At 69.5% G+C, this 24,266-nt stretch carries 34 protein-coding genes and 1 tRNA gene; 11 read left to right on the forward strand and 24 right to left on the reverse strand.

Annotation, left to right across the window (positions count from 1 at the left end):
* Nucleotides 1–5 precede the first annotated feature (5 nt).
* From A6W98_RS11810 to A6W98_RS11910, 22 genes are all read right to left on the reverse strand, one after another.
* A complete protein-coding gene (locus A6W98_RS11810; protein ID WP_052678021.1) occupies nucleotides 6–317 on the reverse strand; it encodes a hypothetical protein in 312 nt (103 codons plus the stop codon).
* Nucleotides 314–667 (reverse strand): GTA-gp10 family protein, encoded by a 354-nt coding sequence (locus tag A6W98_RS11815; RefSeq protein WP_042461712.1) that lies wholly within the window; start codon nucleotides 665–667, stop codon nucleotides 314–316. The genes A6W98_RS11810 and A6W98_RS11815 overlap by 4 nt, the downstream gene beginning before the upstream one ends.
* Nucleotides 664–1,086, reverse strand: a complete 423-nt coding sequence (locus A6W98_RS11820; RefSeq protein ID WP_042461713.1) for a phage tail tube protein — start codon at nucleotides 1,084–1,086, stop codon at nucleotides 664–666. Before A6W98_RS11820 ends, A6W98_RS11815 begins: the two co-directional genes overlap by 4 nt.
* Nucleotides 1,083–1,469, reverse strand: a complete 387-nt coding sequence (gene gp17, locus A6W98_RS11825) for a tail completion protein gp17 (RefSeq protein WP_042465011.1) — start codon at nucleotides 1,467–1,469, stop codon at nucleotides 1,083–1,085. The genes A6W98_RS11820 and gp17 overlap by 4 nt, the downstream gene beginning before the upstream one ends.
* Before the next feature lie 52 nt (nucleotides 1,470–1,521).
* Nucleotides 1,522–1,983 (reverse strand): HK97-gp10 family putative phage morphogenesis protein, encoded by a 462-nt coding sequence (locus tag A6W98_RS11830; RefSeq protein WP_042461714.1) that lies wholly within the window; start codon nucleotides 1,981–1,983, stop codon nucleotides 1,522–1,524.
* A complete protein-coding gene (locus tag A6W98_RS11835; RefSeq protein WP_042461715.1) occupies nucleotides 1,980–2,321 on the reverse strand; it encodes a head-tail adaptor protein in 342 nt (113 codons plus the stop codon). Before A6W98_RS11835 ends, A6W98_RS11830 begins: the two co-directional genes overlap by 4 nt.
* Nucleotides 2,321–2,614 (reverse strand): head-tail connector protein, encoded by a 294-nt coding sequence (locus A6W98_RS11840; protein ID WP_042461716.1) that lies wholly within the window; start codon nucleotides 2,612–2,614, stop codon nucleotides 2,321–2,323. The genes A6W98_RS11835 and A6W98_RS11840 overlap by 1 nt, the downstream gene beginning before the upstream one ends.
* Nucleotides 2,611–2,823, reverse strand: coding sequence for a hypothetical protein (locus A6W98_RS11845; protein ID WP_042461717.1), 213 nt, complete (start codon nucleotides 2,821–2,823; stop codon nucleotides 2,611–2,613). The genes A6W98_RS11840 and A6W98_RS11845 overlap by 4 nt, the downstream gene beginning before the upstream one ends.
* 69 nt (nucleotides 2,824–2,892) lie before the next feature.
* On the reverse strand, nucleotides 2,893–4,248 hold the full coding sequence (locus A6W98_RS11850; RefSeq protein WP_231098272.1) for a phage major capsid protein: 1,356 nt from the start codon (nucleotides 4,246–4,248) through the stop codon (nucleotides 2,893–2,895).
* 11 nt (nucleotides 4,249–4,259) lie between these two features.
* Entirely contained in the window at nucleotides 4,260–5,108 is an 849-nt protein-coding gene (locus A6W98_RS11855; RefSeq protein ID WP_042461719.1) for a head maturation protease, ClpP-related, read from the reverse strand.
* The gene (locus A6W98_RS11860) at nucleotides 5,105–6,340 is read right to left on the reverse strand and encodes a phage portal protein (protein WP_042461721.1); all 1,236 of its coding nucleotides are present in this window, start codon (nucleotides 6,338–6,340) and stop codon (nucleotides 5,105–5,107) included. The genes A6W98_RS11855 and A6W98_RS11860 overlap by 4 nt, the downstream gene beginning before the upstream one ends.
* Nucleotides 6,337–8,070 carry a terminase large subunit gene (locus A6W98_RS11865; RefSeq protein ID WP_042461723.1) on the reverse strand — a complete coding sequence of 578 codons (1,734 nt, stop codon included), beginning with the start codon at nucleotides 8,068–8,070 and terminating at the stop codon, nucleotides 6,337–6,339. Before A6W98_RS11865 ends, A6W98_RS11860 begins: the two co-directional genes overlap by 4 nt.
* Entirely contained in the window at nucleotides 8,067–8,537 is a 471-nt protein-coding gene (locus A6W98_RS11870) for a hypothetical protein (RefSeq protein WP_042461724.1), read from the reverse strand. The genes A6W98_RS11865 and A6W98_RS11870 overlap by 4 nt, the downstream gene beginning before the upstream one ends.
* A gap of 90 nt (nucleotides 8,538–8,627) precedes the next feature.
* Complete coding sequence (locus A6W98_RS11875; protein ID WP_042461726.1) at nucleotides 8,628–8,996, reverse strand: endonuclease; 369 nt, start codon at nucleotides 8,994–8,996, stop codon at nucleotides 8,628–8,630.
* Nucleotides 8,997–9,148: 152 nt separating this feature from the next.
* Nucleotides 9,149–9,607 carry a hypothetical protein gene (locus A6W98_RS21120; protein ID WP_143540171.1) on the reverse strand — a complete coding sequence of 153 codons (459 nt, stop codon included), beginning with the start codon at nucleotides 9,605–9,607 and terminating at the stop codon, nucleotides 9,149–9,151.
* Nucleotides 9,608–9,664: 57 nt separating this feature from the next.
* Nucleotides 9,665–10,327 carry a hypothetical protein gene (locus tag A6W98_RS11880; protein WP_063490919.1) on the reverse strand — a complete coding sequence of 221 codons (663 nt, stop codon included), beginning with the start codon at nucleotides 10,325–10,327 and terminating at the stop codon, nucleotides 9,665–9,667.
* Nucleotides 10,324–10,971, reverse strand: a complete 648-nt coding sequence (locus A6W98_RS21125; protein ID WP_063490920.1) for a hypothetical protein — start codon at nucleotides 10,969–10,971, stop codon at nucleotides 10,324–10,326. Before A6W98_RS21125 ends, A6W98_RS11880 begins: the two co-directional genes overlap by 4 nt.
* The gene (locus A6W98_RS11890; RefSeq protein WP_042461732.1) at nucleotides 10,968–11,540 is read right to left on the reverse strand and encodes a hypothetical protein; all 573 of its coding nucleotides are present in this window, start codon (nucleotides 11,538–11,540) and stop codon (nucleotides 10,968–10,970) included. Before A6W98_RS11890 ends, A6W98_RS21125 begins: the two co-directional genes overlap by 4 nt.
* A 258-nt stretch (nucleotides 11,541–11,798) precedes the next feature.
* Nucleotides 11,799–12,416 (reverse strand): hypothetical protein, encoded by a 618-nt coding sequence (locus tag A6W98_RS11895; protein ID WP_042461734.1) that lies wholly within the window; start codon nucleotides 12,414–12,416, stop codon nucleotides 11,799–11,801.
* Nucleotides 12,417–12,452: 36 nt separating this feature from the next.
* The gene (locus tag A6W98_RS11900; protein WP_052678024.1) at nucleotides 12,453–12,995 is read right to left on the reverse strand and encodes a hypothetical protein; all 543 of its coding nucleotides are present in this window, start codon (nucleotides 12,993–12,995) and stop codon (nucleotides 12,453–12,455) included.
* Nucleotides 12,995–13,267 (reverse strand): DUF2312 domain-containing protein, encoded by a 273-nt coding sequence (locus A6W98_RS11905; RefSeq protein WP_042465016.1) that lies wholly within the window; start codon nucleotides 13,265–13,267, stop codon nucleotides 12,995–12,997. Before A6W98_RS11905 ends, A6W98_RS11900 begins: the two co-directional genes overlap by 1 nt.
* 253 nt (nucleotides 13,268–13,520) lie before the next feature.
* A complete protein-coding gene (locus A6W98_RS11910) occupies nucleotides 13,521–13,697 on the reverse strand; it encodes a hypothetical protein (RefSeq protein ID WP_155734791.1) in 177 nt (58 codons plus the stop codon).
* Between the two features lie 171 nt (nucleotides 13,698–13,868).
* Between A6W98_RS11910 and A6W98_RS11915 the strand changes: the two genes are divergently transcribed.
* The 5 genes from A6W98_RS11915 (at nucleotide 13,869) to A6W98_RS11935 (ending at nucleotide 16,734) form a co-directional block, all read left to right on the forward strand.
* On the forward strand, nucleotides 13,869–14,129 hold the full coding sequence (locus A6W98_RS11915) for a hypothetical protein (protein WP_042461741.1): 261 nt from the start codon (nucleotides 13,869–13,871) through the stop codon (nucleotides 14,127–14,129).
* An 18-nt stretch (nucleotides 14,130–14,147) separates the two neighbouring features.
* Nucleotides 14,148–14,438, forward strand: coding sequence for a hypothetical protein (locus tag A6W98_RS11920; protein WP_042461743.1), 291 nt, complete (start codon nucleotides 14,148–14,150; stop codon nucleotides 14,436–14,438).
* 5 nt (nucleotides 14,439–14,443) lie between these two features.
* Nucleotides 14,444–15,157 carry a hypothetical protein gene (locus A6W98_RS11925; protein ID WP_042461745.1) on the forward strand — a complete coding sequence of 238 codons (714 nt, stop codon included), beginning with the start codon at nucleotides 14,444–14,446 and terminating at the stop codon, nucleotides 15,155–15,157.
* On the forward strand, nucleotides 15,157–15,447 hold the full coding sequence (locus A6W98_RS11930) for a zinc finger-like domain-containing protein (RefSeq protein WP_042461650.1): 291 nt from the start codon (nucleotides 15,157–15,159) through the stop codon (nucleotides 15,445–15,447). Before A6W98_RS11925 ends, A6W98_RS11930 begins: the two co-directional genes overlap by 1 nt.
* Before the next feature lie 147 nt (nucleotides 15,448–15,594).
* Nucleotides 15,595–16,734 (forward strand): tyrosine-type recombinase/integrase, encoded by a 1,140-nt coding sequence (locus A6W98_RS11935; protein ID WP_063490915.1) that lies wholly within the window; start codon nucleotides 15,595–15,597, stop codon nucleotides 16,732–16,734.
* 84 nt (nucleotides 16,735–16,818) lie between these two features.
* On the opposite strand, the gene A6W98_RS11940 is transcribed toward A6W98_RS11935, so the two are convergent.
* A tRNA-Arg gene (locus A6W98_RS11940) sits at nucleotides 16,819–16,895 on the reverse strand.
* A 237-nt stretch (nucleotides 16,896–17,132) separates the two neighbouring features.
* On the opposite strand from A6W98_RS11940, the gene A6W98_RS11945 reads away from it, so the two are divergent.
* The 6 genes from A6W98_RS11945 (at nucleotide 17,133) to A6W98_RS11970 (ending at nucleotide 22,689) form a co-directional block, all read left to right on the forward strand.
* The gene (locus A6W98_RS11945) at nucleotides 17,133–18,479 is read left to right on the forward strand and encodes an ABC transporter substrate-binding protein (protein WP_081251914.1); all 1,347 of its coding nucleotides are present in this window, start codon (nucleotides 17,133–17,135) and stop codon (nucleotides 18,477–18,479) included.
* Nucleotides 18,480–18,551: 72 nt separating this feature from the next.
* Nucleotides 18,552–19,475 (forward strand): branched-chain amino acid ABC transporter permease, encoded by a 924-nt coding sequence (locus tag A6W98_RS11950; RefSeq protein ID WP_042461749.1) that lies wholly within the window; start codon nucleotides 18,552–18,554, stop codon nucleotides 19,473–19,475.
* The gene (locus A6W98_RS11955) at nucleotides 19,472–20,413 is read left to right on the forward strand and encodes a branched-chain amino acid ABC transporter permease (RefSeq protein WP_042461751.1); all 942 of its coding nucleotides are present in this window, start codon (nucleotides 19,472–19,474) and stop codon (nucleotides 20,411–20,413) included. Before A6W98_RS11950 ends, A6W98_RS11955 begins: the two co-directional genes overlap by 4 nt.
* Nucleotides 20,410–21,135, forward strand: coding sequence for an ABC transporter ATP-binding protein (locus A6W98_RS11960; RefSeq protein ID WP_042461753.1), 726 nt, complete (start codon nucleotides 20,410–20,412; stop codon nucleotides 21,133–21,135). Before A6W98_RS11955 ends, A6W98_RS11960 begins: the two co-directional genes overlap by 4 nt.
* Entirely contained in the window at nucleotides 21,128–21,823 is a 696-nt protein-coding gene (locus tag A6W98_RS11965; RefSeq protein ID WP_042461755.1) for an ABC transporter ATP-binding protein, read from the forward strand. Before A6W98_RS11960 ends, A6W98_RS11965 begins: the two co-directional genes overlap by 8 nt.
* 188 nt (nucleotides 21,824–22,011) lie before the next feature.
* Nucleotides 22,012–22,689: a class I SAM-dependent methyltransferase gene (locus tag A6W98_RS11970; protein WP_042461756.1), complete on the forward strand. Its 678-nt coding sequence runs from the start codon at nucleotides 22,012–22,014 to the stop codon at nucleotides 22,687–22,689.
* Nucleotides 22,690–23,237: 548 nt separating this feature from the next.
* Here the strand turns inward: A6W98_RS11970 and A6W98_RS11975 are convergent.
* The gene (locus A6W98_RS11975; protein WP_168161828.1) at nucleotides 23,238–24,251 is read right to left on the reverse strand and encodes a LysR family transcriptional regulator; all 1,014 of its coding nucleotides are present in this window, start codon (nucleotides 24,249–24,251) and stop codon (nucleotides 23,238–23,240) included.
* Nucleotides 24,252–24,266: the final 15 nt, after the last annotated feature.

Below are 24,266 nucleotides of genomic sequence, written 5' to 3' on the forward strand. Positions count from 1 at the left end.
CTCCATCAGCCGCGCGCCGCGGGGCGCCGGGCCCAGGCGGTCGCGACGGTGTCGAACATGGCCTGCATCTCGGTCGCGGGCTGGGCCGCTTCGGGCCCGCTCCGCCCGCCCAGGAAGGAGCGGAAGGAGGGCAGGGACGGGCAGCGCCTGAGCGCCTCGACATGCCAGGCCAGCCAGGCGCGGGCCTCGTGTTCGGCCCGGATCCGCGCCCGCGCGCCCCGCATCGCGAGCCCGTATTCCTTCAGGCTCAGATCCTGGAAGGCGGCCGGGTCGAACCCGGCCGCGACATGGGCTTCGAACAGGCTCTCCAGCGTCATCCGGCGGCGGGGGCCGGAAGCGGCTTTCCCGGCCCGTCTTCCGGCTCGTCCTGCGCGAGCTCGGGCGAGGCGGCGCGGAAGAGCCGGAGCAGCACCCCCGGATCCTCGCTCAGGATATCGCCCGCCAGCCGGTAATCGGCCTCGGGATGGTGGCGGGCAAGGGTGCAGCGGATCATCTCGATCATGTCGCCGACCGCGGCCTGGCCGCCCTCGGCCGCCTCGGCCCAGGAGAGCGCGTTCTCGCCGGTGGCGTCCTCGAAGGCGGCGAGCGCCAGCATGTCCATCCGAAGCGTGTAGCGGCTGCCCTCGCAGTCGATGGCGACCTCGCCCTTGAACCGGTTCGCCATCATTCCGCCTCCAGGATCGTGGCCTGTCCGGCCGGGCGGATGGTGACCGAGGCGGTCATCTTGCCATTCGAGAACTCGCCCGGCTCATAGGTCGTGATGAAGCCCGGGAACTGCATCCGCACCCCGTTCGGCGCGGTGATCTGCCAGGTCTGGCGCCCGGCCTCGAAGGCCGCGATCAGCCGGTCGGGGACGCTGGGGATCCAGTTCAGATCGGCCTCGCAGGGGGTCTGTTCCTTGAGGCCGGGGATGAACTGCTTGTAGCGGCCGGGGCTTTGCAGATGCGTGCCCTCTTCCTCGTCCCGGGTCCAGCCGACGGGCTTGATCCGGGTGACCATGGCCAGGTCCTCGAAGCTGCCATCCTCGGCCTGAAGCCCGAGCCGGGCGCCATGGCCGATATCGGCCTCGGTGATGTCGTCGCTCATCTCTCTCTCCATGTTGCGCTGAAGTCCATCGAGACCCGGTAAAGCCAGGTCCTGTCGTCGGGATCGGCCGCCCGGTCGCGGCGCTGGCTGTCCAGCCAGAGGCCACGGATCACGGATTCGGACAGGCCGTTGAGGCAGGCGATGGTGGCCCGCGCCAGCGCCCCGGCCCTGGCGCGCTCGCGGGCCCAGGCGTCGATCTGGATCCGGCCGGTCCAGAGCCCGTCGGGCCCGGTCAGGGTCCGGCCCGGGGCGCCCGCGATCAGATGCAGCACCAGTGCCGGGCGCGGCGCGCCCTGGGGATGGGCGTCCCAGTTGACCCTCTCGCCCGCCAGCGCCGCCACGCCCGGATCGGCGCGGAGCCGGGCCCGCAGGAGCCTTTCCATGGGGCCGATCTCTGTCGCGGTCCCTGTGTCGGTCCCCGTGTCGGTCATCGTCTCAGCCCTTCGCCGCCGCCCGGGCCGCGCGGGCCTCGGCGCGGCGCAGGGATTTGTCGATCTCGGCCTTCATCTCCTCGCGGAGCCGGTCGAGGATGGGGCCTTTCTCGGCTTCCCAGGCGGGGCGCGCCCAGGGCTGGGGCGGGTTCGACACGGTGCCGAACTCCTGCAGATGGGCCTGGGGCAGGGGGCCCGCGCCCACGAACATCTCGACCGAGGCCTTGTCGTCGCGCACCAGCTTGCGATGGGCCTTGCGCTGGCGGGGCGAGAGCTTGGTCGAGACCGCGATGCTCTCTTGCAGCTCGTGCTCGTCGGTCGGGGCATCGGCGCGCATGCGCTCGGCCAGGGGCTCGGCGGCGGTGCGCAGCGCCCGGCGCAGCGCGCCCTTTCCGGCCGCCTGGCTCAGGCGGTCGAGCTCGGCATCGAGCTCGGCGAAGCCCTCGAGCTTCATGGTCACGCTCATCGGTCGGTCCTCGCGGTGCAGGTCAGTTCCAGGAAGCGCGGATCGGCGGCCAGTTCGCGGATCCCCGAGATCCCGAAGCTCAGCCCGTCGCAGGTCAGCCGGTCCTTCGGCGTCAGGTCGGCGGTGAAGGCGGTACGCTTCAGCACGAAGCGGGTGGTGACGCTGGCGCCGATCTCGGCCGCGCGCCAGCGTTCGCCGTCGCTGAGATCGGTGCGCTTTGCGCGCTGGGGGCGCCCGTGCGGGGCCCAGCGTTCGACCATGCCGAGCCCGTCATCGACCAGCGTCGCGCGTTCGAACCGGACGACGCGGGTCAGCTCGCCCGCAAGCGGGGCGGCCATCAGCCGAGATCCCGGTAGGGTGCGAGCAGGTCGCGCACGCCCAGCGGCACCTCGGCCGAGGCGCCCTCGGCCACCGCCTCGCGGCTGCGATACCAATGCGCGACCAGGAGCCTGGCGGCCATCGCGCAGGGCGCGGGCCAGCCTGCGGGAAAGGCGGCGTCGAGATCGCGGCGGGTGTAATCGGCGACGAAGCGCTCGGCGACCTCGCCCAGGCCCGCCAGCAGCGCGTCATCGTCCTCGAACCCCTCGGCCTGGCAATGGCGCTTGAGCTCCTCGAGCGGGATCCGGGTCATGGCGCCGGGTCCGGGGCGGGCGCCGGGTTGGGCTTGCCCTTCCGCTTCGGCGCGGGGGTCTCGGCCGGTGTCTCGGTGGCGACATTGCGTTTGCGCAGATCCTCGGCGACGGCGCGCTCGGCGGGTTTGCTCAGGTCGAACTCATAGGGGATGCCGCGCTGCAGAAGCCCGAGCGCGGTCTTCTGGGTGCGGGTCAGGGTCAGGCGCATGGGGGCGCGCTCCTCTGTCGGGAATATCGGGGAAGGCGGCGGGCCGCGCAGGGGCCCGCCGGGACGGGATCAGGCGAAGGTGAAGCCGCCGGTCACCAGGGCTGCGGGGCGCTTGTTGGCGAGGGCGAGGCGCTTCGAGCCCTTCATGGTCTTCATGCCCTCGATGAAGTTGTTGCCGTGCTCGGAGGAGATCAGCACCTCGTGCTCCTGGCGGTCATAGAGCGTGGCGGCCATCTGGAAGTTGCCGCACATCCATTCGCCCGCGGAATGCGAGAGCGTCGGGATCACGTCGAGCCCCCAGAGCCGGGGCGTGGCCTGTTCGTTCGGATTGCCGAAGATGTAGCGGCCCTGGGCGTCCTTCAGCAGTTCGATGGCGGCCCAGTCGATGGGGTTGAGCGTGATGCCGTTGGCGGCGAAGTTCGCCAGCGCCACCTGCAGAAGCCCCAGACGCAGCCGGTCGATCCGGGTCTCGTCGGGCAGCCCCTCGGGGGCGGCATAGGCGGTGGCCACGGTGATCAGCCCGGTCAGGTTCTGCCCGGCGCCATCGCCCGCGAGGATCTGCGCCTCTTCCTCCAGGTCGAGCCCGTAGCGCAGCTCGCCATCGATCTCGGCCTGCAGCTGGCCCGCATCGGCCAGCGCCTCGTCCGAGATATGGGTGACATGGATGATCTTGCGCACCGGCGCATCGGCCTGGCTCCAGCCATAGCTCGACACCGGCGCCGCGGCGCCCTCGGCGGTCATGGCGGCGCCGGTCTCGCGCTTGGTCTGGCGGGCATAGCGGACCATGTTCGAGTCGGTCGTGGCCTGCATCAGGAGCGCGCGCACCGGCAGGCGCTGGCGCGGCAGGCCGATGGCGCCGCGCTCCTCGGTCGGCCAGATCAGCCCGCCCGCCGAGCCGGTCGCGGTGGTGATCGCATTCTTCGGGCGCAGCACCACGCTGCCCTGCAGCCCGCCCGCCACATAGGCCCTGAGGCTGTCATCGGCGGCCACCTCCTGGCCCACGGTCATCGCGGCGCTGGCCCGGCCGCGCCCGCCCTCGGCGACGGCCTGTTCCAGATCGAGATTGCGGGTCTCCAGCGCCTCGAGCTTGCCCTCGAGCTTCTGCTGGGCGCCCGAGAGCGTGTGGAACTCCGAGAGCAGCTTGTCGGCCGAGGCCTTCACCTCGGCGCTGACATCGCCGCTGGCGCGGGCCTGGCTCAGCGCATCCTCGGCGGTGCGGCGCACATCGTCGCCGATCCGGCCCAGCTCGGCCTTCACATCGGCCAGCAGCCGGTCGACAGAGCCCGCGGCTTCCATGCGGGGCGTGCCGATCACGGCCTTGGGCACCGAGAGGGGCAGGGGCGCGGCGGTCCCTTTGGGCGCGGTTCCCTTGGGCATGACTTGAGAGAGGGCCGCCTGCGCGGCGCCCGGCATCATGATCTTCATCTGTCTGATCCTTATCGGGTTCTGAGGTCTTCCAGGAGCGCGGCAAGCCCCTGTTCGAGGTCGGCCGCAGCGCCCGGCTGCAGACCGTCATGGGCAGCGCCAGGCCTGCCCGTCCTGAGCTCGCGCAACAATGCGCGAGACGCGGAATTGGTGAGACCCGCGCGGCGCGCGAGCAGGTCGAACCGCCGCTCGGCCCGCATCGAGGCGGCCGGGGCGCCGTCGCCCGTGGCGGTTTCCAGCTGGTCGGCGGGCAGGAAGCTGTCGGCGAAGCCCTGATCGAGGGCGGCCTGCCCGCCGATCCAGGTCTCGCGGTCGAGCATGGCGGCGAGCGCGTCGCGCTCGATCCCGGTCCGGGCGGCGTAGATGTCGATGGCCGTGGCATCAAAAGGCGCGAGCCACTCGCAGACCTCGGCCAGCGCGTGACGGTCGCCCGCGGCCATGATCCAGGTATTGTGGATCATCAGGAAGCCCGCCCGGGCGATCCGCACCTCGTCGCCCGCCATGGCAATGACCGAGGCGGCCGAGGCGGCGATGCCGAGGATGTTGACGGTCACGGTCCCGGCATGCTCGCGCAGCAGGTTGTAGATCGCGAGCCCCTCGAAGAAGTCGCCGCCGGGGCTGTTGATGTTGACGGTGACCGGGCGTTCGCCGATGGCGCGCAGCGCGGCCGAGATCCGGCGCGCGGTCACGCCCTCGCCCCAGGGATCGGCCCCGATGGGGTCGAGCACCGAGATCGAGGCCTCGCCCGGATCCGCTGCCCGGACATCGGGGCTCCAGCGTTGCAGCGCCCGGGGCGAGAGATCGCCCTGCACGCCCGGCCGGGCGCCAAGCGCCACCTTCGGCAGCTTGCGCTTGCTCATGGCTGTTCCTTTCCAAGATCGGTGAGGGGGGCCAGCGCGGTCTGGGCGCGGAGCTCGTCGGCCGCGCCGCCCCGCCGGGCCAGGTTCAGCTTGTCGCGGGCCTCGTCGCTCGACATGATCCCGCCCGCGACCATCTTCGACAGGAACTCGCCCTTGGCCTTGCTGTCCATCTGCAGCATCGCCTCGCGGTTCCATTCCGCAAACCACCGCCCGCGCTTCGCGGCCGGGATCAGATCCTTCAGGATCCGGCTTTCCAGACGGCGCAGCAGCGGATTGATGCCGGTGCGGAGCCAGGCCATCATGATCGCCTCGACGCCGGTGCCCCACATGGTCTGGCCCTGGGCGGCATGCCCGATCACGACGGGCGGCGTGCCGAACCAGCGGCAGACATCCTCGACCTGGAAGCGCCGCGTCTCCAGCAGTTGCGCATCCTCGGGGTTCATCTGCAGCTGGCGGTATTTGAGCCCGGCCTCGAGGGCGAGCGTCTTGCCCGCCCGGTCGCTCGAGACATAGGCGTCGAGCATCCGGCCCAGCTGGGCGCGCTGCTCGGGCGTCAGGGTCTGGTCGCTCTCGATCACGCCCGAGGGCATCATCGCGTTCGAGAACACCCGCGCCGCGGTCTCGTCGGCCGCGAGCGCCGAGCCGAAGCTCTGCACCCCGAAGCGGATCGCGCTCATCCCGAGCCCGTCGCCGCCGCCGAAGCCCCGCACATGGAAGACCTTGCCGGGCGGCAGGACATGGCTCCGCCCGTCCTCGGTCACGCGGTAATCGAACCGGCCGTCGTCACGCCGGACCGGCACCACGTTGAAGAGCGGGCGCAGGCCCACCAGGCGGTCGCCCACCGTCAGCTTCTCGGAATAGGCGTTGCCCTGCAGCAGCAGATGCGCGACCTGCGCCTCCCAGAACTCCATCGCGGTCTGCCCCGCCGAGGGCGAGAGGGTCAGGATCTCGGCCAGATCCGCCTCGATCCGGGCCCGGCTGCCATTGGCCCCGCGCTCGTAAAGCGCGACGGGCAGCGCGCCGATCAGCTCGGAATTGCCCTTCACGCAGGCCCAGGCGGCCGAGACCGTCAGCGCTGAACTGGCCGAGACCCGCTGGCCCGCCTTGCTCTTGCGCCCGAGGCCCGCGAACGGGTGGGCCCCGGCGGTCGAGACCACCTCCCAGCCGCTTTCGCCCTCGCGCAGCGCCTGGCGCAGGCCCTGCCAGGCGCCCCGCATAGCCCGCCCGATCATATCGCCATCACCGGATTGTCGAGAAAGCCCGAGAGGTCGCGGCGGGCGGGCTCGGGGTTCAGGCTCATCAGATAGACGGCATTGAAGGCGGCCATCAGCGGGTCGATCTTGCCCGCGCCGGACACGGCCTTGGTCACGATCACGGCGTTCCCCCTCGGTTCGGTCTTCGCGTTGCCGACGCACCAGGACATCAGCGGCTGGCCGCCATGGATCAGCGAGCCGTCGAAGAGCTTGCGCTCGGTGCCCTTGATCGCGCCGTTGAGCTTGTAGCCCTGGGTGACGCTGGCCAGCGTCTCATGCGGCACGCCCGCCAGCTGCAGCGCATCGACGATGGCCGCGACCCCCTCGGGGTCGAGCCCGACGCCGCCCTGCCGGGGCAGGAGCCCGGCCTCGTGGATCTTCACGACCAGCGCCACCAGCTCCTCGATGTCGCGCGTGGCCTCGCCCTCGGCGCAGATGGTCAGCGCATCCTCGGCCGCGAGATCGCGCAGCTTCTCGGCGATGCTCTTGCGGCGCGACAGCACCACCTCATGCGCCCAGGCCGCGCACCAGAGCTGCCAGCGCTTGGTCGCGGCATGCCGGCCCAGCACCGCGAGGCCCAGCAGATCGTCCATGCCGCCGCCATCGATGCCGATGGTCGCGACCTCGGAACTTGCGATCAGCGCCTCGAGATCGAGCGTGGGCTCGGTCGCCGCCAGCCAGTGATGCGCCCCGGTCCAGCCGCCCAGGTGATGGCCGAGCCCGATCTGGATGTTCAGATGCTGGCTCGACCAGCGCGCGATCTCCTCGGGCGAGGTCTCGACCGCCTTGCGGAACTCGGGGATCAGCCGCTCGACGGTGATCGAGCGGCCGAGGTTCGGCAGCACCGGCGCCCAGAGCGCGGGATCCTTCCAGGGCTCGCCCTTCGCGCCCTGGATCGCCTCGGGCAGCTCGTAAAGCACGGGCAACATGCGCACATCCTGCGTGATCACCCCGTCGCGGACCTTGCGGGCATATTCCAGCTCGGCCTTGAACACGCCCTGGGGCGGGATCTCGCTTTGCGTGGTGATGATCACCAGGAGCGATCCCGGGTTGGTGATCATGCCGCCCCGGATCTGGCCGATCACCCGCGTGGCGAAGTGGCGCTCGGCCATCACGTGGAGCTCGTCGAGGATGGCGAAGGCCGGGATCCCGCCCGTGGTCACGGCCGGATCGAAGCTCGTCACCTTCAGCTTGGCGTTCATCGGGCGGCCCGTCGCCGGGTCGGGATAGATGTCGGTGATCTCCTTCTTGTGCTCGTTCACCTTGAAGCGGTCCGAGAGCCAGTCATCGGCCGCGATCATCGCCTGCATCTGCCCGAAACAGGTATCGGCCACCGATTGCGTCGGCCCGACCACCACGCCCTTGATGTTCGGGACCGTGTTCATCTGCAGCGCCACCAGCCCGATGGCGGCGGCATTGGTGGTCTTGCCGTTCTTCTTCGGCACCAGGTTGAAGATCTCGCCGACCTGGCGCGCGCCCGTCGCGGGATCGACCGAACCGAAGGCCGCGCGGACGATGTCGCGCATCCATTCGCCCGCGGCCTCGGCCATGGTCGGCTGGCCCGGCACGTCGGGCACCACCAACTTGTCGAAGAGCTGCACCGCCACATCGGCGAGGTTCGCGTCGAGCGCCAGATCCGGGATCGGCGTCGCGCCCGCCTGCAGCTTCTCCCACCAGTCGGGGCAGGCCGCCCAGCTTGCCGCCGTCATTGCCGCGGGATCCGGTCATAGAGCGAGCCGTAATCCTCGGCGGGCCTTGCCGCCGCCTCGAGGCGCGCCTGCTTCTTGCCCTTGGGCTCGGGCTTCGGCGCCTCGCGTTCGGGCTTCGGCTTCGGCGCGGGCGGCGCGACCCGGTCGATCCGCTCCTGCAGCTGGCGCACGCTCGGGGTATGGCCCTCGCGCGCCCGCTTCATCAGCACGTCGAGACACATGCCCTCGACCATCAGCCGCCCGTGCTGCAGCTCACGGGAAAAATACTTGCGCAGCGTCTTCTCATCGCAGCCGAGCTCGACCGCGATCATCTCATGGGACCAGCCCGCCGCCCGGCGCGCGGCCACAAAGTCCTGATTTGCCTTGTCTTTCCGGAAGCAGGGCCGCCCCCGCCGGTCGCGGAGCGGCTCGACCGGGTTGCCGAAAAGATCCACGGCCCCGGGCTCGGGGGAAAAATCGTCTGTCATCGGGAAAAAAATCTCCGACTGGGAGAGGCGCCGGTCTTCAACTTCGGAACTTCCGGAGTTTTGACCCACCCCCCTCGGGGGCTGTCGGGCTCAGTCGCCCGCTGCCCGTTCCGCGCGTTGCTTCGCGCCGTCATGCCAGGCTTTTGACACGGCCTGCAGGTTGGTCTCGTCCCAGAACAGCGCCGGATCGCCCCGGTGCGGACGGATATGGTCGATCACCGCACTGTCGGGCGCGGGCGCGCGGCCCAGGAGCGGCACGCCGGTCTGCTCGCAGACATGGCCTGCCCGCGCGAGGATCTTGCGCCGGAGCTTGCGCCACCGCGCCGTGCGATACCACGCCCGCCACGGCTTCACCCGCTCCCGCTCCCGATCCTGCGCCCGCGCATCGCCCGGCACCGCCCCGATCCGCGGGGCAGGGGAGGCCAGTCGCGGTGGCATCGCCGTCAGTCTTGGGGGCATGTGGACCTCCCGCAAACGCAAAGCGCCCGGGGCGGGGTCTCCGCTCCGGGCGCAAATTGGGTGACGGCACTATGTCAACGGGATCAAAGTTCAGTCAAGAAGATTTTTTCTGGGGAGGGGCAGGGGCTATGCACCTCCGATGGCAAGCGCCGTCATTTCCAAGGGGATTTCTGGTTCTTTTCGTCTTGCCCGTCGCTTGCGATATCTCCTTTGGCCAGAGGTTCGCGTCTTCTAAGTTGGGGTTCTTGCCGGACCCCCGATGCTTGCCCGGTACTTTTTGAAGCCGTTCCGAACGGGCCATGAGTGCTGTTGCGTGAGATCGCAAGCAGGTCCCTCGTCATCTCGGCGGTATCGAGGGTCGCTTTTGTCTGCTGTGTCAGCATGATCGAGATCAGGCCAATCCCGACAGTCGCAAGTCCTGGCGTTGCCGAAAGAAACCCTGAGATGACTGCACCCCTGGGAGAACCGAAGCCCCCCGATCCGAGCACACCACCGGCTCCAAATCCTATGATGGCTACGATGCCGCCCACGACAACGAGAAGCCAGCCGAAGATCTCTATCAAAGCGCAAACAAATCGCCCTGTTCCGTAGCTTCGCTCGTAGCCCAACACCTGCAATACTCCTTCAAGCTGAAACCCGGCATAGCTGCGGTTTTGAGTTTTGAAGTGTCAACCCCAGGGGGTCATCGGCGGCATGTCCTTGGTGACGCAGATCCGGGTCATATCGGTGGCGACAAGCGCTGCCTGCACCTCCAGAAGATAGCCCCACCAGTCGAGGTAAGCCCGCCGGGTCGCCGCGATCTGGCTCTGGGTCGGGGTCCAGACGCAGGGCGTGAAGCGCACCGCGTCCTGGACGATCACGCCCTTGCGGTTCCTGCGCGGGATCGGTTGCCAGCCCTCGGCGCCGAGCGCCGCCGCATCCGCGGCTTTGCCCCAACGGTTCGGGCGATTGTGCTGCCACTCGGCCGGGCGGAGCCGCGGCCGGGCGTCGGGCATCCAGTCGGGGGTACGGCCCGCTCGGGCGAGATCGACGACGAGGGTTGCCGCGTACCAGGGCAGGACGTTCCGGACCACGGTCGCGATCAGCTCGGCATCGTCATGCGGGCGGGACCGGCCGCGGCTCGTGTCGACGCGCGTGCCCAGCTGGGCGCGTTCGAGGGCCACGTATTCCATGCCGAAGGGACGCCAGCCGGTGCCGCCGACCGCCTCGATCTCGTCGTGGTCGAGCCGCGCGCATTCGGTGCCGAAGGCCCATTCCAGCGCCTCCCGAACTGGCATCGCCCGCCGGGGCCGGGGCGCGGGCGGCACCCTGATCCGGGCCGCCGCCGTCATGCCGCGACCCCGGCCTTGCGCAACGCCCGCGGTCCCACCGCCAGCCGGATCCGGTCGAGCTCGACTTTCAGAACCGACAGCTCGGCCAGCTTCTTCTCGGCCGCCGCCCGCTGCCGTGCTGCCTCTTCGGCAACCGCCCGCATGTCGCGTTCCAGCGCCTCCATCCGGCCGAGCGCTCCCGCGATGTCTTCGTTGCCGCCATCGGGACCGAAGAACGCATCCCGGATCTCGGCCACCCAGCCCGGCATCACCCCCAGTACCTCGGCCACCGTCGCGTCGGTGTCGCCCTGCCGGTAGCGTTCCGCCGTGGTGTCATAGACCCCTTCCAGCAGATCCATGATCTCGCGCTTCTGTGCCCGGGTCGGTTGCCGCAACGCCCCATCCGGGTTCGAAGCCGGTGCCGTTGTCGTCTTTGCCATGCCTGTCGCCTTTCGTTTCGCTTCGCAGGCCGGGCAGTGGAGCTTGCCCTTCACCTCGGCCCAGCCTTGCCCGATCATCTTCCGGTTTATCTGCCCCGCGTCCGGCACCCAGACCCTGCCGGGTCGATGCAGGTAGTTGCAGGTCACGACCTCCTCGCGGCCGCAGCCATCGCAGACCACCCGCGCCCGGTTCACGCCTTTGCCCTTGATCGCCCGGATGCTCATGCCGATGCCCCCGCGAGATCGGCGATGCTGCGGCAGTGGGCGAGGCGGGCCTCGCGGTCCCGCAGCCAGGCGGCCTCGGCCGGGGAGAGCTGCCCGGGACCGGCGCCCGCCAGATGCGCATGGCGGCGCAGCGCCTCGCCCGCGGCCTGGCGGATCTGCCCCAGCGCATAGCTGCGCGGCCAGCGGCGGTTGTGGCGCAGATCGTCCAGGAGTTCCGGCGCCCAGCCTTCGGCCAGCGCCTGCCGCCCCACCGCATGGGCGAAGACCGCCCGGATCAGCGGCGAGGCGTCGTCGGCGGGCGGCTGGATCTGCGCCGCCGCCTTCAGGATCGCATTGGCGATGGGGAAGCGGTCGCGGTCCTTGCCGCCGGGCTGGGCCGCCGCCATCTCCTCGAGCGCGGCCAGGTTCGGCCCGCTCATATAGGCCAGCCGCTTCGCCAGATCCGCCAGCATCTCCTCGAACTGCGCCTTGGTCATCGCCCCGGGCTTCACCAGCCCCCGCCGCAGCAAGGGCTCGACCAGCAGATCCCGCACCCGCTTCTCGCCCTCGGCCTGTTCCTTCGCATCCATCTCGGCTCCCTTCTTCTCAGCCTCGCCCCGCCTGCCTGCCGCGCGCCCCCGTCCGGGGCGGCGCGACCGGGGTGTCTCTTCTCGTCTCTTCTCGTTTCCTCTCCTTTCAGCGGTGACGGAAACGACGCAAAAAAAGGGGACGGCCCGGCGGAAACACGGAATGTTCCGTGACTTTCCCGGTCGGTTCCGTGATTTTCCGTGATTGTTCCGGAATATTCTGTGACGGTAACGGAATGTCACGGATCGACCCTGGCCGGTTCATCGGGCCATCTCCGCGCTGAACTCGTCGAGCGCCCGGCGGATGAAGCCCTCGCGGCGCTGGGTCTCGGGATAGCGCTCGGCCAGCCAGTCATCGAAGCGGTCGAGGAATTGCGGTGCGCGCAACAGCTGCCCGGCCCCGATCCGCTTTTCGATCATCTCGCGCAGATCCTTGAGGCGCTTGTTGCGGCGGCGCTGTTCGGCCTCGGCGCGGTTGCGGCGGCTGCTGGCCAGCGCCTCGACCGCGACCTCGGTCACCACCGGATGGGCCAGCCGGATCTCGCCATTGTCGCAGCGCACCCGCGACCAGCCATGCAGCGGCGTCATCTCGCGCTCGCAAAGCTGGTGCCAGCGGTCGACCGTGATCCCCAGCGCCTTGGCCAGCAGCCGCTCGTCGGTCGGCAGCGTGCCCACCGGGGTCTCGTCATGGGCCTCGCAGATCAGCAGGAAGCCGTACCAGCCGACCTCGGGCTCGGCGAGCTGGCGGAACTCGCTCTTGCGCCAGCGCTTGAGGTTCCACTGCACGAAGAAATGGGAATCGAGCCGGTCCTCGCTGGAGATCGGGTAGTCCGGCAGCCCGCCGGTCTCGACCGGGGCCAGGTGACGACGCGCGGCCATCACGCGGGCACCCGGTCCGGGCGCGTCAGGTCCGTGCTATCCATGATGAAGCTCCTCCATCGGTTCCGGGCGCGCAGGCCCGTTCGGTAACGATTTGCGGGGGCTGGCCAGCCGGGCGCTCAGCGCCATCGCGGCGGCCAGAATGCGTTCCCGGGCGGCGCGGCCGCCCCGGGTCAGGGCGTGGGAGAGATAGTCGTCCGAGAACCCCAGCGCGCGGCTCGCCTTGCGTTGCGAGGCAAAGCGCAGGCCCCCGATCTCGAAGGGTTTCGGGGCGCGGCCGGGGCGGCGCTGCGGCCGGCCGATCCGGTCGGGATCGCCATCGGCCAGCGCCCGCCAGACCGCCTGCGGCGTCACCCCGAAGCGCGCGGCGGCGGCATGGGCATCGGTAAAGACCTCGCCCCGGATCCGCACCGGCATCGGCGCCAGCCCGTTGCGGCCCGTGCCCACCCGGTCGAGCCGCCCCTTGCGCGCGGCCGAGCGGATCGCCTCGGGCGTCACCCCCAGCGCGCGGGCGGCGCTGGCCGCATCCGGATAGGTCGTGCCGCGGATCGTCAGATCGGTGTGAACCCGCGCGGCCATCACATCCCCAGGGCCTCACGGTAGAGCTGCAGAACGGCCTCTTCCTCGGCGATGTCCTCGGCATGCCGCTTGCGCAGCGCGATGAGCCGACGCAGCGCCTTGGTGTCGTAGCCGCGGGCCTTGGCCTCGGCCATGACGGCCTTCTGCTGATCGCCAATGGCGGCCTTTTCCTCGGCCAGGGTCTCGAAGCGCTCGATGAAGCCCCGCAGCTCGTCGGCCACGACCCGGTATGTCTTCTCGCGCACCGCTTCGTCCTCGGCGGTCTCCTTCATCGGCGGCCGCGGCGGGGCGGTGAAGGTATCGAGCGGGATCGGCCCGGTCGTCGTCCCGTTGGGGCCGGTCAGGGTCACCGTGGCATCCTGCGGCGCGGTCATGCTGCATCCTCCCCAAAGGCGCCGGGCAGCCCGAGGGGACAGGACGTGCTGCCCGGCCAGTTGTCAGGGAGGGGCCCGGCGTCCGGCCGGGCTGCGGAAACGGGGCGAAGGCCCAGAATGGTGTTATGGGGCAAGCAGTTGCGGCGGGGCGTTACTGGAGCTGCGTCCTGCGAATGCGTGTATATGCCCTGTCGAATTGCCTGTCGAAATCCGCCGCCTCCGCTTCCAGGCGGCGTCTGGTCTCGGCCATGTGCCGCATGCCCCAGATGAGGGCGCCCAGAAAGATCAGGCCGAACGAGACCTGAATGCAGAGGATGAGGGCCAGCATCTCCATAAGTCCCATGTTCTGCTCCTGATGCCTGGGGGACGGCCGCGATCTCGGTCGGGCCGGTCATGTCCGGCCCCCCTTGAAACGTGCCAAAAACTTTTCGGCCCGCGCCTCGAAGACGCGGGCGGCGGCGCGGGCTCTGGCCGAACAGGCCCGGGCAGGCGATGCCGCATGAGCCTCTTCGACAGTATCGCCCCGCCGCCAGACGCACTGGCCGCCTTCGTCGCCGAATGGCGCGGCGCCGCCCCCGATGTGCGCCTCGCCGCGATCCGTGGCGCGCTCCACCGTCACGGGATCGAGATCCCGGCGCTGCCGGGCCGGGTGGCGTTCTACGAGATCCAGCTGTTCGGGCTGACCGCCACCGGCCGCGACGAGGCCGAGGCCGCGCAAAACTGGATGGAGGCCGCCATCCGCCTCCGTCCCTTCGATTGACATCACGAGGATATCGCCATGGCTGACGAAACCACCGCCCCCGACATAGCCCGTGATGCCGAACCGGAATGGATCCTGAAATTCTCGATCAAGGGCGGCGATACCGTCGAATGGATTGCCGCGAAGTCGACCGTCTTTGGCGCTCTGGAAGAGCTGAACAAGCGCGAATGCGAAACCGGGCCCGTGGGCTGGGTCTTCCTCCCCATGGGGGCGATCAACATGAGCGAGGTTCGGTACGTCTCGATCCACCCCCGCCCGCGCGAGACCAAGCCCAAGCCCGCGCGGCGAGCGCGCTTCACCTGGGCTTGAGGCGAATGTCGCATCCCCTCCGGATCCTGATCGGCTGCGAAACCTCGGGTGTCATGCGCCGGGCCTTCGCCGCGCGCGGGCATGATGTCTGGTCCTGCGACCTGCTTCCGGCCGAGGACGCCACCAACCGGCACATGATCTGCGATATCCGCGAGGTGCTTCACCTCGGCTGGGATCTGCTCGCCGTCATGCATCCGCCTTGCACCCGGCTCTGCAATTCGGGCGTCCGCTGGCTGCATGTGGCGCCGACCAACGCCCCGGCTGAGGCACGCCCGGATGAGCGCGCCGCCTGGCCGGATCTGCCCGAGGACACCCGCCGCGCCATCATGTGGCGGCTGCTCGACGAGGGCGCCGCGCTGTTTTCGGCCTGCTGGCGCGCCCCGATCCCGCGCGTCGCGGTCGAGAACCCGGTGATGCACCGGCACGGGCGCGTCCGGCTGCCGGCCGATCTGCCTAAACCCCAGATCGTGCAGCCCTGGTGGTTCGGCGAGCCGGTCTTCAAGGCGACGGGGCTCTATCTGCGCGGCCTCGCGCCGCTGAGCGCCACCAACCGCCTGACCCCGCCCGCGCCCGGCACCGAGGCGCACAAGCGCTGGAGCGCGGTCCACCGGGCCCCGCCCGGACCCGACCGCTGGAAGATCAGATCCCGCACCTTCGAAGGCCTCGCCGCCGCCGCGGCGGACCAATGGGGCGAAAACGCAAGAAAGGAGGCCGCATGATGGCCGAGACCGCACCCGACCGGATCGAGGAGATCGAGAGCCTTGCCCGGCACAATTGCGACGAGCTGGCGGGGCTGACCGCCGCGCTCGAGGAGCTCCGCACCCGTGTTGCCAAACTGGAAGGCGCCGACGCCGTTCCGGCAGCCCCGCAGAACTGCCCCACCTGCCGGGGCAGCGGGTTCATTCGCGACTATTGGCACCCGTATTGGGACAACGGCTACACGGAGACCGACTGTACGGCCTGCGGGGGAACGGGGAAGCTGACGGCCAGAGGCGCGACCGATGGTTGAGCGCCTGCTGTCGATCCCGGAAGCGGCGCGCGCACTCGGGGTTCCGAAAGAGAGCCTGCGGCGGGCGGCCGACACCCATGGAAAGACCATCCGCATGGGGCGGGCGGTCAGACTGCATCCCGACGATCTGGAGGAATTGATCGAACTATGCCGCGTCGTCCCGAAGGTGCCCGCCTGTATTGGAGAGAGAAGTCAGGACAGAAACCTTATTGGGAGATCCGCGATGCCGGAGGGATCCGTCTCTCGACCGGTACGAGATGTCGCGAAGAGGCTGAAGCTCAGCTCGCGGCCTATATCGAGCGCAAGAGCCGTCCGACCGGTCCCGTAAACCCGGACGAACTGAGCATTTCCCTCTGTCTCTCCATCTACGCCGAAGAGCACGCGGCCTTCGTCGCCGCGCCCGAACGTATCGGCTACGCCATCGAGGCGCTGGATGAATTCTGGCGCGATCTGCCCGTGTCTTCGGTCACCGGCGCGATGTGCCGCCGCTATGCGGCAACCCGCCAGCGCAGGTTCCGCGATGGACGCACCGCTCCCGTCAGTCCCGGCACGATCCGCCGCGAGCTGAACGTCCTGCAGGCGGCCATCAATCACTGCCATGGCGAAGGCTATCTGATCACCGCACCCAAGGTCACGTTGCCGCCCCGGCCTGATCCGGTCGAGAGGTTCCTGACCCGCCAGGAGGCCGCCTGGCTGATCCGCGCCGCACGCAATCTCCGCAGAGATGGACGCCATCTTGCCGATTTCATCCTGCACGGCCTCTATACGGGCAGCCGGAAGGACACGATCCTCGGCATGCATATCGACACGCCCAGCGTTTCCGGCGGCCATGTCGACACCGTCCGCGGCATCCTCTACCGCAAGCCGATGGGCAAGGCCGAGACGAAGAAGCGGCAGCGTCCCGCCCGGCTGCCGCCGCGCTATCTCGCGCATCTCCGGCGCCAGGCCGCGAACGGGCGACGATTCGTGGTCCAGGACTGCGATGGACACAGGGTTGGCGACATCCGGAAGGGCTGGGCGCGGGCGGTACGGCTGGCCGAGGAGCTGGCGGCCGGGCAGGGGATCGAGATCGATCTCACCATGCCCGACGGCAAGGGCGGCCGGAAATACATCACGCCGCATGTCCTGAAGCACACGGCGATCACCTGGGCGGTGCAGCGCGGCGCGTTTCTTCCTGACGTTGCCTCATACTTTTCGACATCTCTGGAAACCATCGAGCGCGTCTACTGGCATCACAGCCCCGACCACCAGAGGAGTGCCGTCGAGGCGATGGACCGCAGGAAATGAGGCCCGAAACCCCCTGTCTGGGACTGGAGCGGGACTTCTCGAAACGGACAGCGCCGCGAAACTTCTGTAAGTATCTGATTTATTTGGCGCACCCGAAAGGATTCGAACCTTTGGCCTCTGCCTTCGGAGGGCAGCGCTCTATCCAGCTGAGCTACGGGTGCTTCGGGGCGCCTTTTAGCGTGGCCCCGCGCGGGACGCAATGACCCATCCGCATCCCGGAGGCACTCTTTTTCGGTCAGCCCCGTCAGCCCGGTTCCGGCGCCTTCGGGGGCGGGGCATTTGCCCGGCGCGATCGCAGGGCAGGGCGGCAGTAAGGGCGAATTGTCGCAAAGACGTGGACAAACTTACGCGGTGTCACCAAACTGTCCCTTTGACTGTTTGTCCAGATGGAACCTGCGATGCCCGCGTCCAAGATCCCGTCCAAGCCTGCCTCCGGCACCGAGCTCTCTTCCGCCTCCGGCGTCGACGAGCCACCCCGGAGCCCCGCGCGCCGGAGCGCCCTCAAGACCCTTGCCGCCGCCGCGGGCGGCGCGAGCCTGCCGCTCTGGGCGCGCTATGCCGAGGCCCAGAGTGCCGCGCCGATCCGGATCGGCTTTCAGATGCATGCCACCGGCATCGGGGCCGCCTATGGCCGCTGGTACAATCGCACCACCGAGGCCGCGCTGCGGCTTATCAACGAGGCGGGCGGCATCAACGGGCGGCCGGTCGAGCTGGTCACCGAGGATGACGGCACCGATCCCAAGCGCGGCGCCGAGGTGGTCGAGAAATTCGCCACCCAGCATCGCTGCGATGTGGGCTACGGCACGCTTTTCAGCCATGTGGTGATGAGTTCGGCGCCCCGCGCGGGCGAACTGAAACTGCCCTATTTCGTGGTCTCCGAGGGCCATCACGTCGCCTCGGGCGCGCTTAACCGCTGGACGCTGCAGCCCGGCATCACCGATGTCAAAAGCCAGGTGCTGGCAATGGCGCCCTTCGTGCGCGAAAACCTCGGGCGCAAGGTCACGATGATATTCCCCGATTACGCCTTCGGCCATGACCATCGCGATTTCTTCACTCAGGCGATCGAGGCCCAGGGCGGCGAGGTGGTGGCCAAGCTGGCGATCCCGCCGAGCGAGACCTCCTTCACCAAGTATTTCCCGAAGATCCCGCGCGAGACCGAGGTGATCTACCATGTCATGGTCGGCCCGTCGGTCCTGACCTTCGTCAAGGAGATGGGCGAGTTCTTCGGCCCGTCGCGGCCCGAGATCTTCGGCTTCATCGACAGCCTCGAGGCGGTCGATCTGCAAAGCCCGGGGCTCGAATTCCTCGAAGGCACCTATTTCTGGGAGGGCATGCCGCGCTATGCCCAGCCCGACCAGACCGATTTCGACCGCCATTACCGCGCGGCCATCGGCATCGACGAGAACGGCGCGCTGGCCGCCGATCCGCGCGATGTCTCGGCCTATGCCCACATGTTCGGCTGCTGGGAGACGCTTTACGTCATCAAGGCCGGGATGGAGGCCTGCGGCTATCGCGGTCCCGACGACCGCGCGGCACTTGTCGAGGCGGTCGAGGCGATGTCGACGATGCCGCTCTCGAACGAGCATCCCCAGGGCGCCAAGATCTTCAACGGCAAGACCCACCAGGTTTTCGGCCCGCAATATATCTCGAAGGTCGAGAACGGGCGGCTGACCGTGCTGGAAGAGACCCCGATCGAGGCCGGGTTCTATCCCGACGAGGTCGATTACACCACCCAACCCCTCTAGTCCCGTTTCCGGGTCCGTCGCCGGGCGCCTCCGTCGCGCCCGGTCCAGCCCTGTCTTGCCTCCGGAGCCCGCATGGAATTCGGCCCACATCTCATGATCGCCGTGCTGGAAGGGGCGGTCACCGCCGCCGTGCTGGCGTTGATGGCCTCGGGGCTCAGCCTCGTCTTCGGGGTGATGCGCGTCGTCAATGTCGCCCATGGCCAGTTCTTCATGCTGGGCGCGGTGCTGGCCTGGGCGGTGTCCTCGGCTCTGGGCGGCGGGGCCTGGGGCTTTGTCGCGGCGCTTGTGCTGGCGCCGCTCATCGCCGGGGCGCTGGCGGTCGCGGCCGATCTGACGGTGCTCAAGCGGGTGGGCTACGACCCCGAGCGGACCATCGTCGCCACCATCGGGCTGCTCTACATCCTGCAGCAGGCCGCGCTCATGACCTACGGTCCCGAGGCCCGGCCGGTCGCGCCGCCCTTCAATACCCGACTGGCGCTGCCCTGGGTCGAATTCGGCCCGGACGGGCCCGGCCTGATCTGGCCCTGGGGGCTGTCGATCACCTCCTACAAGCTGTTCGTGATGGCCGCCGCCGCCGCCGTGCTGGCCGGGCTCTGGCTGCTGATGAGCCAGACCCGGATCGGCCTCGTGATGCGCGCGACCCAGCTTGACGGCGAGACCGCGCAGGCCTTCGGCATTCCGGTCGGCCGGGTCTATGCCGGGGTCTTCGGCCTCGGGGCGGCGCTGGCTGCGCTTGCAGGCGTGCTGATCGTGCCGATCCAGCAGGCGCATTACCTGATGGGGGGCGAGGCGCTTCTGCTGTCCTTCATCGTGGTCATCATCGGCGGGCTCGGCAGCCTCGGCGGCACCGTGATCGCGGCGCTGCTGATCGGGCTGTCCGACGGCATCGTCTCGGTCTTCTTCTCGCCGACGCTGGCCAAGATCCTCGCCACGCTGCTGGTCGCGCTGGTGCTGGTGTTCCGGCCGCAGGGCCTGATGGGCAAGGCCGCGCGATGAGGGGCGGGCGCATCATCGGGCTGCATCTGGGGCTGGTCGCGCTTCTCTTCGCGCTGAACTTCGTTCTGCCCGCCTACAGCCATGGCAACATCGCCCGGGTGATGGTGCTGGCGACCTATGCGATGGGGTACAACATCCTCTTCGGCTATACCGGGCTTCTGAGCCTCGGCCATGCGATGTTCTTCGCCGCGGGCATGTACGGGCTGGCGATGCCGATGACCTATCTGGGCCTCGGGGCGGGGCCTGCCTTTCTGAGCGGCCTCGGCGCGGCGGCGCTGCTGGCGCTGGGGGTGGGGCTTCTGGCGCTGCGCACGACGGGCGTGGCCTTCATGATCGTGACGCTCATGTTCTCGCAGGCGGCCTGGCTGACGATCCTGCTGGCCGGGCGCTGGACCCGCGGCGACGAGGGCGTGGTGATCCCGCAGGCCGGGCGGGTGCTGCTGGGCCTCGATCTTTCGAGCCCCCAGGCCCGCTATCTGGCGGCGCTGGCGCTGTTCTCGGCGGTTCTCTTCGGCACGCTCTGGCTGATGCGCCAGCCGTTGGGGCGGGTGCTGATAGCGATCCGCGAGAATGAGGGCCGGGCCGAGCTTCTGGGCTATGACATCTTCCGCCACAAGCTGGGCGCGGTGGTGCTGTCGGGCACGGTCTCGGGCGCGGCGGGCGCGGCCTACGGGCTTCTGTTCGGCTATGCCGGAGCCAGCTTCGCCGAGGTGCAATATTCGATCTTTCCGCTGCTCTGGGTGCTTCTGGGCGGCGCGGGCACGGTGATCGGGCCGTTTCTCGGCACGCTTTTCATGTTCTACCTGATCGACCTGTCCTCGGGGCTGACATCGGCCTACATGCTGGTCGCGGGCGTGGCGCTGGTGTTGCTGACCCTGTTCGCGCCGCAGGGGCTGGCGGGCGAGATCCGGCGCCGCTGGTGGCGGGGTCTGCCATGAGCGCGCTGCTCTCGACCCGGGCGCTGTCGCGCAGCTTCGGCGGGCTGCGCGCCGTCCATGAGGTCGATCTCGATCTCGCACCGGGCGAGGTCCGGGCGCTGATCGGGCCCAATGGCGCGGGCAAGACCACCTTCGTGTCGATGCTGATCGGCCGGGTCGCGCCGTCGTCGGGGCGTATCGTCTTTGACGGCCAGGACATCACCCGGCTGCCCGCGCATCGGCGGGTGCGGCTGGGGCTGGCCTATACCTTCCAGATCACCTCGGTCTTTGCCCGGCTGTCGGTGGCCGAGAATGTGGCGCTGGCCGCCCGCCGCCGGTTCGGCCGCGACCGCGCCGCCGTTGCCGCCGAGGTCGCCCGGACGCTGGGCCGGGTCGGCCTGACCGGGCGCGACGACAGCGCGGCGGGCGATCTGAGCTATGGCCATCAGCGCCTGCTGGAACTGGCGATGGGGCTGGCGCAGGCGCCGCGCCTTCTCATCCTCGACGAACCGACCCAGGGTCTGGCCGAGGCCGAGATCGAGGCCTTCAAGGCGCTGGTCCGGGATCTCGCGGGCGAGACCGCGATCCTGCTGATCGAGCATAACATGGGCGTCGTGATGGAGCTGGCCGACCGCATCACCGTGCTCGATGCAGGTCTCGTGCTGGCCGAGGGCGCGCCCGCCGCGATCCGGGCCGATGCCAGGGTGCAGGCCGCCTATCTGGGAACCGCGATCGATGCTTGAGCTGAGGGATGTCGCGGCGGGCTACGGGCCGGTCCGGGTGCTGCGCGGGCTCAGCCTGACCGTCAGGCCGGGCGAGATCACCTGTCTTCTGGGCCGGAACGGCGCGGGCAAGACCACGGCGATGAAGGCGATCATGGGGCTTCTGCCGCTCTCGGCGGGCCGGGTGCTGATGGATGGCGAGGATATCGGCCGGCTGCCCGCCCATGAGGTGCCGCGCCGGGGGATCGGCTATATCCCGCAGGGGCGGCGGCTGTTCTCGGAGCTGACGGTCGCGCAGAATCTCGAGATCGGGCTGATGTGCCGCCGGAGCCCGCCCGAGCTGCGCGCCCATGTGCTGGAGATGTTCCCGCGGCTTGCCGACCGGATGGAGCAGCGGGCGGGCACGCTGTCGGGCGGCGAACAGCAGATGCTGGCGACCGCCCGCGCGCTGTGCCTCGAGCCCCGGGTGTTGTTGCTCGACGAGCCTACCGAAGGGCTGCAGCCCTCGATGATCGCGCTGTTGCGCGACAGGGTGCTTGCGCTGCGCGAGGCGGGCGTGGCGATCCTGCTGGTCGAACAGAGGCTCGAGGCGGTGCAGGCGGCCGCCGACCGGGTGGTGATCCTCGAAAATGGCGAGGTCAGGGCCGAGGCCGATGCCGCGCGGCTGCGCGCCGAGCCCGGATTTCTCCGGCAAGAACTTGGCGTATAATTCATTTTAAATCAGTGCACTGTGTCGCGTATCTTATGTTTCAGATGAAGCATGGGGCGGGCAAAACCTCGTTCCGACCCTCGCGCATCAGAATCTGCGCATCGGTTCCTGCGCCGCTGCGCCGAATTGCGTCGCCGGACGAACCCGCCTAGGGATCGATCATATCGCAGTATCCGGAGGCCGCCCGCATGACCGACCCGATCCGCACCACGCTTGACGTGCTTCTGGAGCTTCTGTCGCCGCTCGGAGGGCGGCGCGTGCTCGATATCGGCTGCGGCCGCGGCGGGCTCGCCGTGCCCTTCCGCGCGGCCGGGGCCGACTGGCGCGGGCTCGAACCCTGTCCGCAGGCGGGCGGCGCGCCCGGCATCGACGTGGCCGAGGCCCAGGCGATGCCCTATCCGGACGCGGTCTTCGACATCGCGGTGATCGTCAACGCGCTGCATCACATCCCGGTCGAGGCGATGGGCCATGCGCTGGCCGAGGCGGCGCGGGTGATCGCGCCCGAGGCGGTCCTGGTCGTGATCGAGCCCCGGGCCGAAGGCGATCTGAGCCAGGTGATCGCGACCGTCGACGACGAGACAAAGATCCGCCACGCGGCGCAGGCGGCGCTGGATGCGGCGGTGGCGGCGGGCGTGCTGGCCGAAACCCGCGCCTTCGACTATGTGCGGCGCGAGATCTATGAGGATTTCGAGGCCTTTATGGGCCGTATCTCGTCCTTTGCGCCCGAGCGCGGCGCGCTCTCTGCGGATCTGACCGAGGCCTTGCGCGCGGCCTTCCTGGCCCGGGCGGGGCGCGAGGGCGCGGCCTTCACCCTGACCCAGCCGATGTCGGCGCGGCTTTTCCGGCGCGGCCCGGCGGCGGGTTAGGGCAGGATCCATCGCGGGCGGGCCCAGGCTCGGGCGCGGGAGGTCGAAAGCACAGGAGAGAGGCCGGTTCCGGCCGGGCACGGCGCCGGTGACGCAAGGCGACGGCGCGCATCGGGCAAGCCGTCGGAGGCTTTTCCGGATGCGCCAAGGCTTGTCCGCCGCCGGGGCGCCGGAGCGTAGCCCGCCTTGGGGCATGACCCGGCCCGGACGGATGTTCCCTCGCGCCTCCTGCCCTTGACGGTTTCGGGGGCTGTCCGCGCGATGGCAGGCGCGGAGCGGTCCGGTCCGAAGCTTGCCGTCCCCGACATGCCGAAGACCCAGTGCAAGACGGCACCAGCGATTCCAGGCCTGCGGCGTGATCTGGGCTGCACTCTGCCCCCGACGGGCGGAGCGGCTCTTAGCAGGCCGCTGAAAAAGTCATGCTACGAAGGCGTTGGTATTAGAACACCCCATTCACGGTTTCTCTCGTTACGTTGCACGGTCCTCATCGTGCTGGGGGCCGATGGATTTGACGATAATGGTCGCCGTAAGACGTTTTCAGCGGCCTGTTAGCTGTCCGCGTCCGGCGGAGACGCTCCCGATGAGGGCGCCGTGCCGGGGGCGCGGGCCGCGGCCCAGACCCCGCGCGCCAGAAGATCGCCCACCACCATGCGCAATGTCTCGGCCACGGCCTCCTGGGCGCGTGTCACCGGCCGCGCGCCCGGCCGGATCAGCCAGGCCCCGCGCCAGAGCCCCGGCGCCACGATCCGGCTGACGGCCAGCCGACCGGCCTCGGCCTCGGGCGCGACCGCGTGCCAGGGCAACACCGAAGCGCCGAAGCCCGCAGCGACCAGGTTCTTGATATTGGAGTAGGAATCGATCTCGACCGCCAGTTCCGGTGCTATCCCGTCGCCTGCAAGTTCGGCGTCGATCATCCGGCGCAGCCCATGCGCCCGGCTGGGCAGCACCAGCGGAACGCCGTCGAGCGCGGCCATGGCGATCTCGGGCGGGGCGGTCCAGTCGGGCGGCCAGAGCACGACCAGCTCTTCTTCCAGCAGCGGGTCGCAGGCCAGCCCCGGATCGGCGGGCGCCTCGTAGAGCACCGCCAGATCGACCCGGCCCTCGGACAGCCATCCGGCGACGAAGCCGCTCATCGCCTCGGCGATCTGCAGCGTGATCTGCGGATAGCGTCCGCGCAGCGCCTCGATCAGCGGCACCGCCAAGAGCCCGCCAATGGTTCCGGTCAGCCCGATCACGACCCGGCCCGACGGGTCGGTTTCGAGCCCGCGGATCTCGGCCTCGGTCCGGGCCACCTCGGCCAGGATCGACCGCGCCCGGCGGGCCAGGATCTCGCCCGCCTCGGTCGGAACCACCCCGGTCGGCCGGCGCAGCAGAAGCCGCGTGCCGAGCCGGGCCTCGAGGTTGCGCACATGCAGGGACAGCGCCGGCTGGGCGACGTTCAGCGTGGCCGCGGCCCCGGTGATCGAGCCGCGCTCGACGATTTCGAGGAAATAGCGCAGCTGTCGCAGATCCATGCCCATGCCCGAGATGTCCGGTTCGTCGAGGTCCAGCCCTTGGGCCATATAAAAAACATATGG

The organism is Rhodovulum sulfidophilum DSM 1374, from assembly GCF_001633165.1.
GTDB lineage: Bacteria > Pseudomonadota > Alphaproteobacteria > Rhodobacterales > Rhodobacteraceae > Rhodovulum > Rhodovulum sulfidophilum.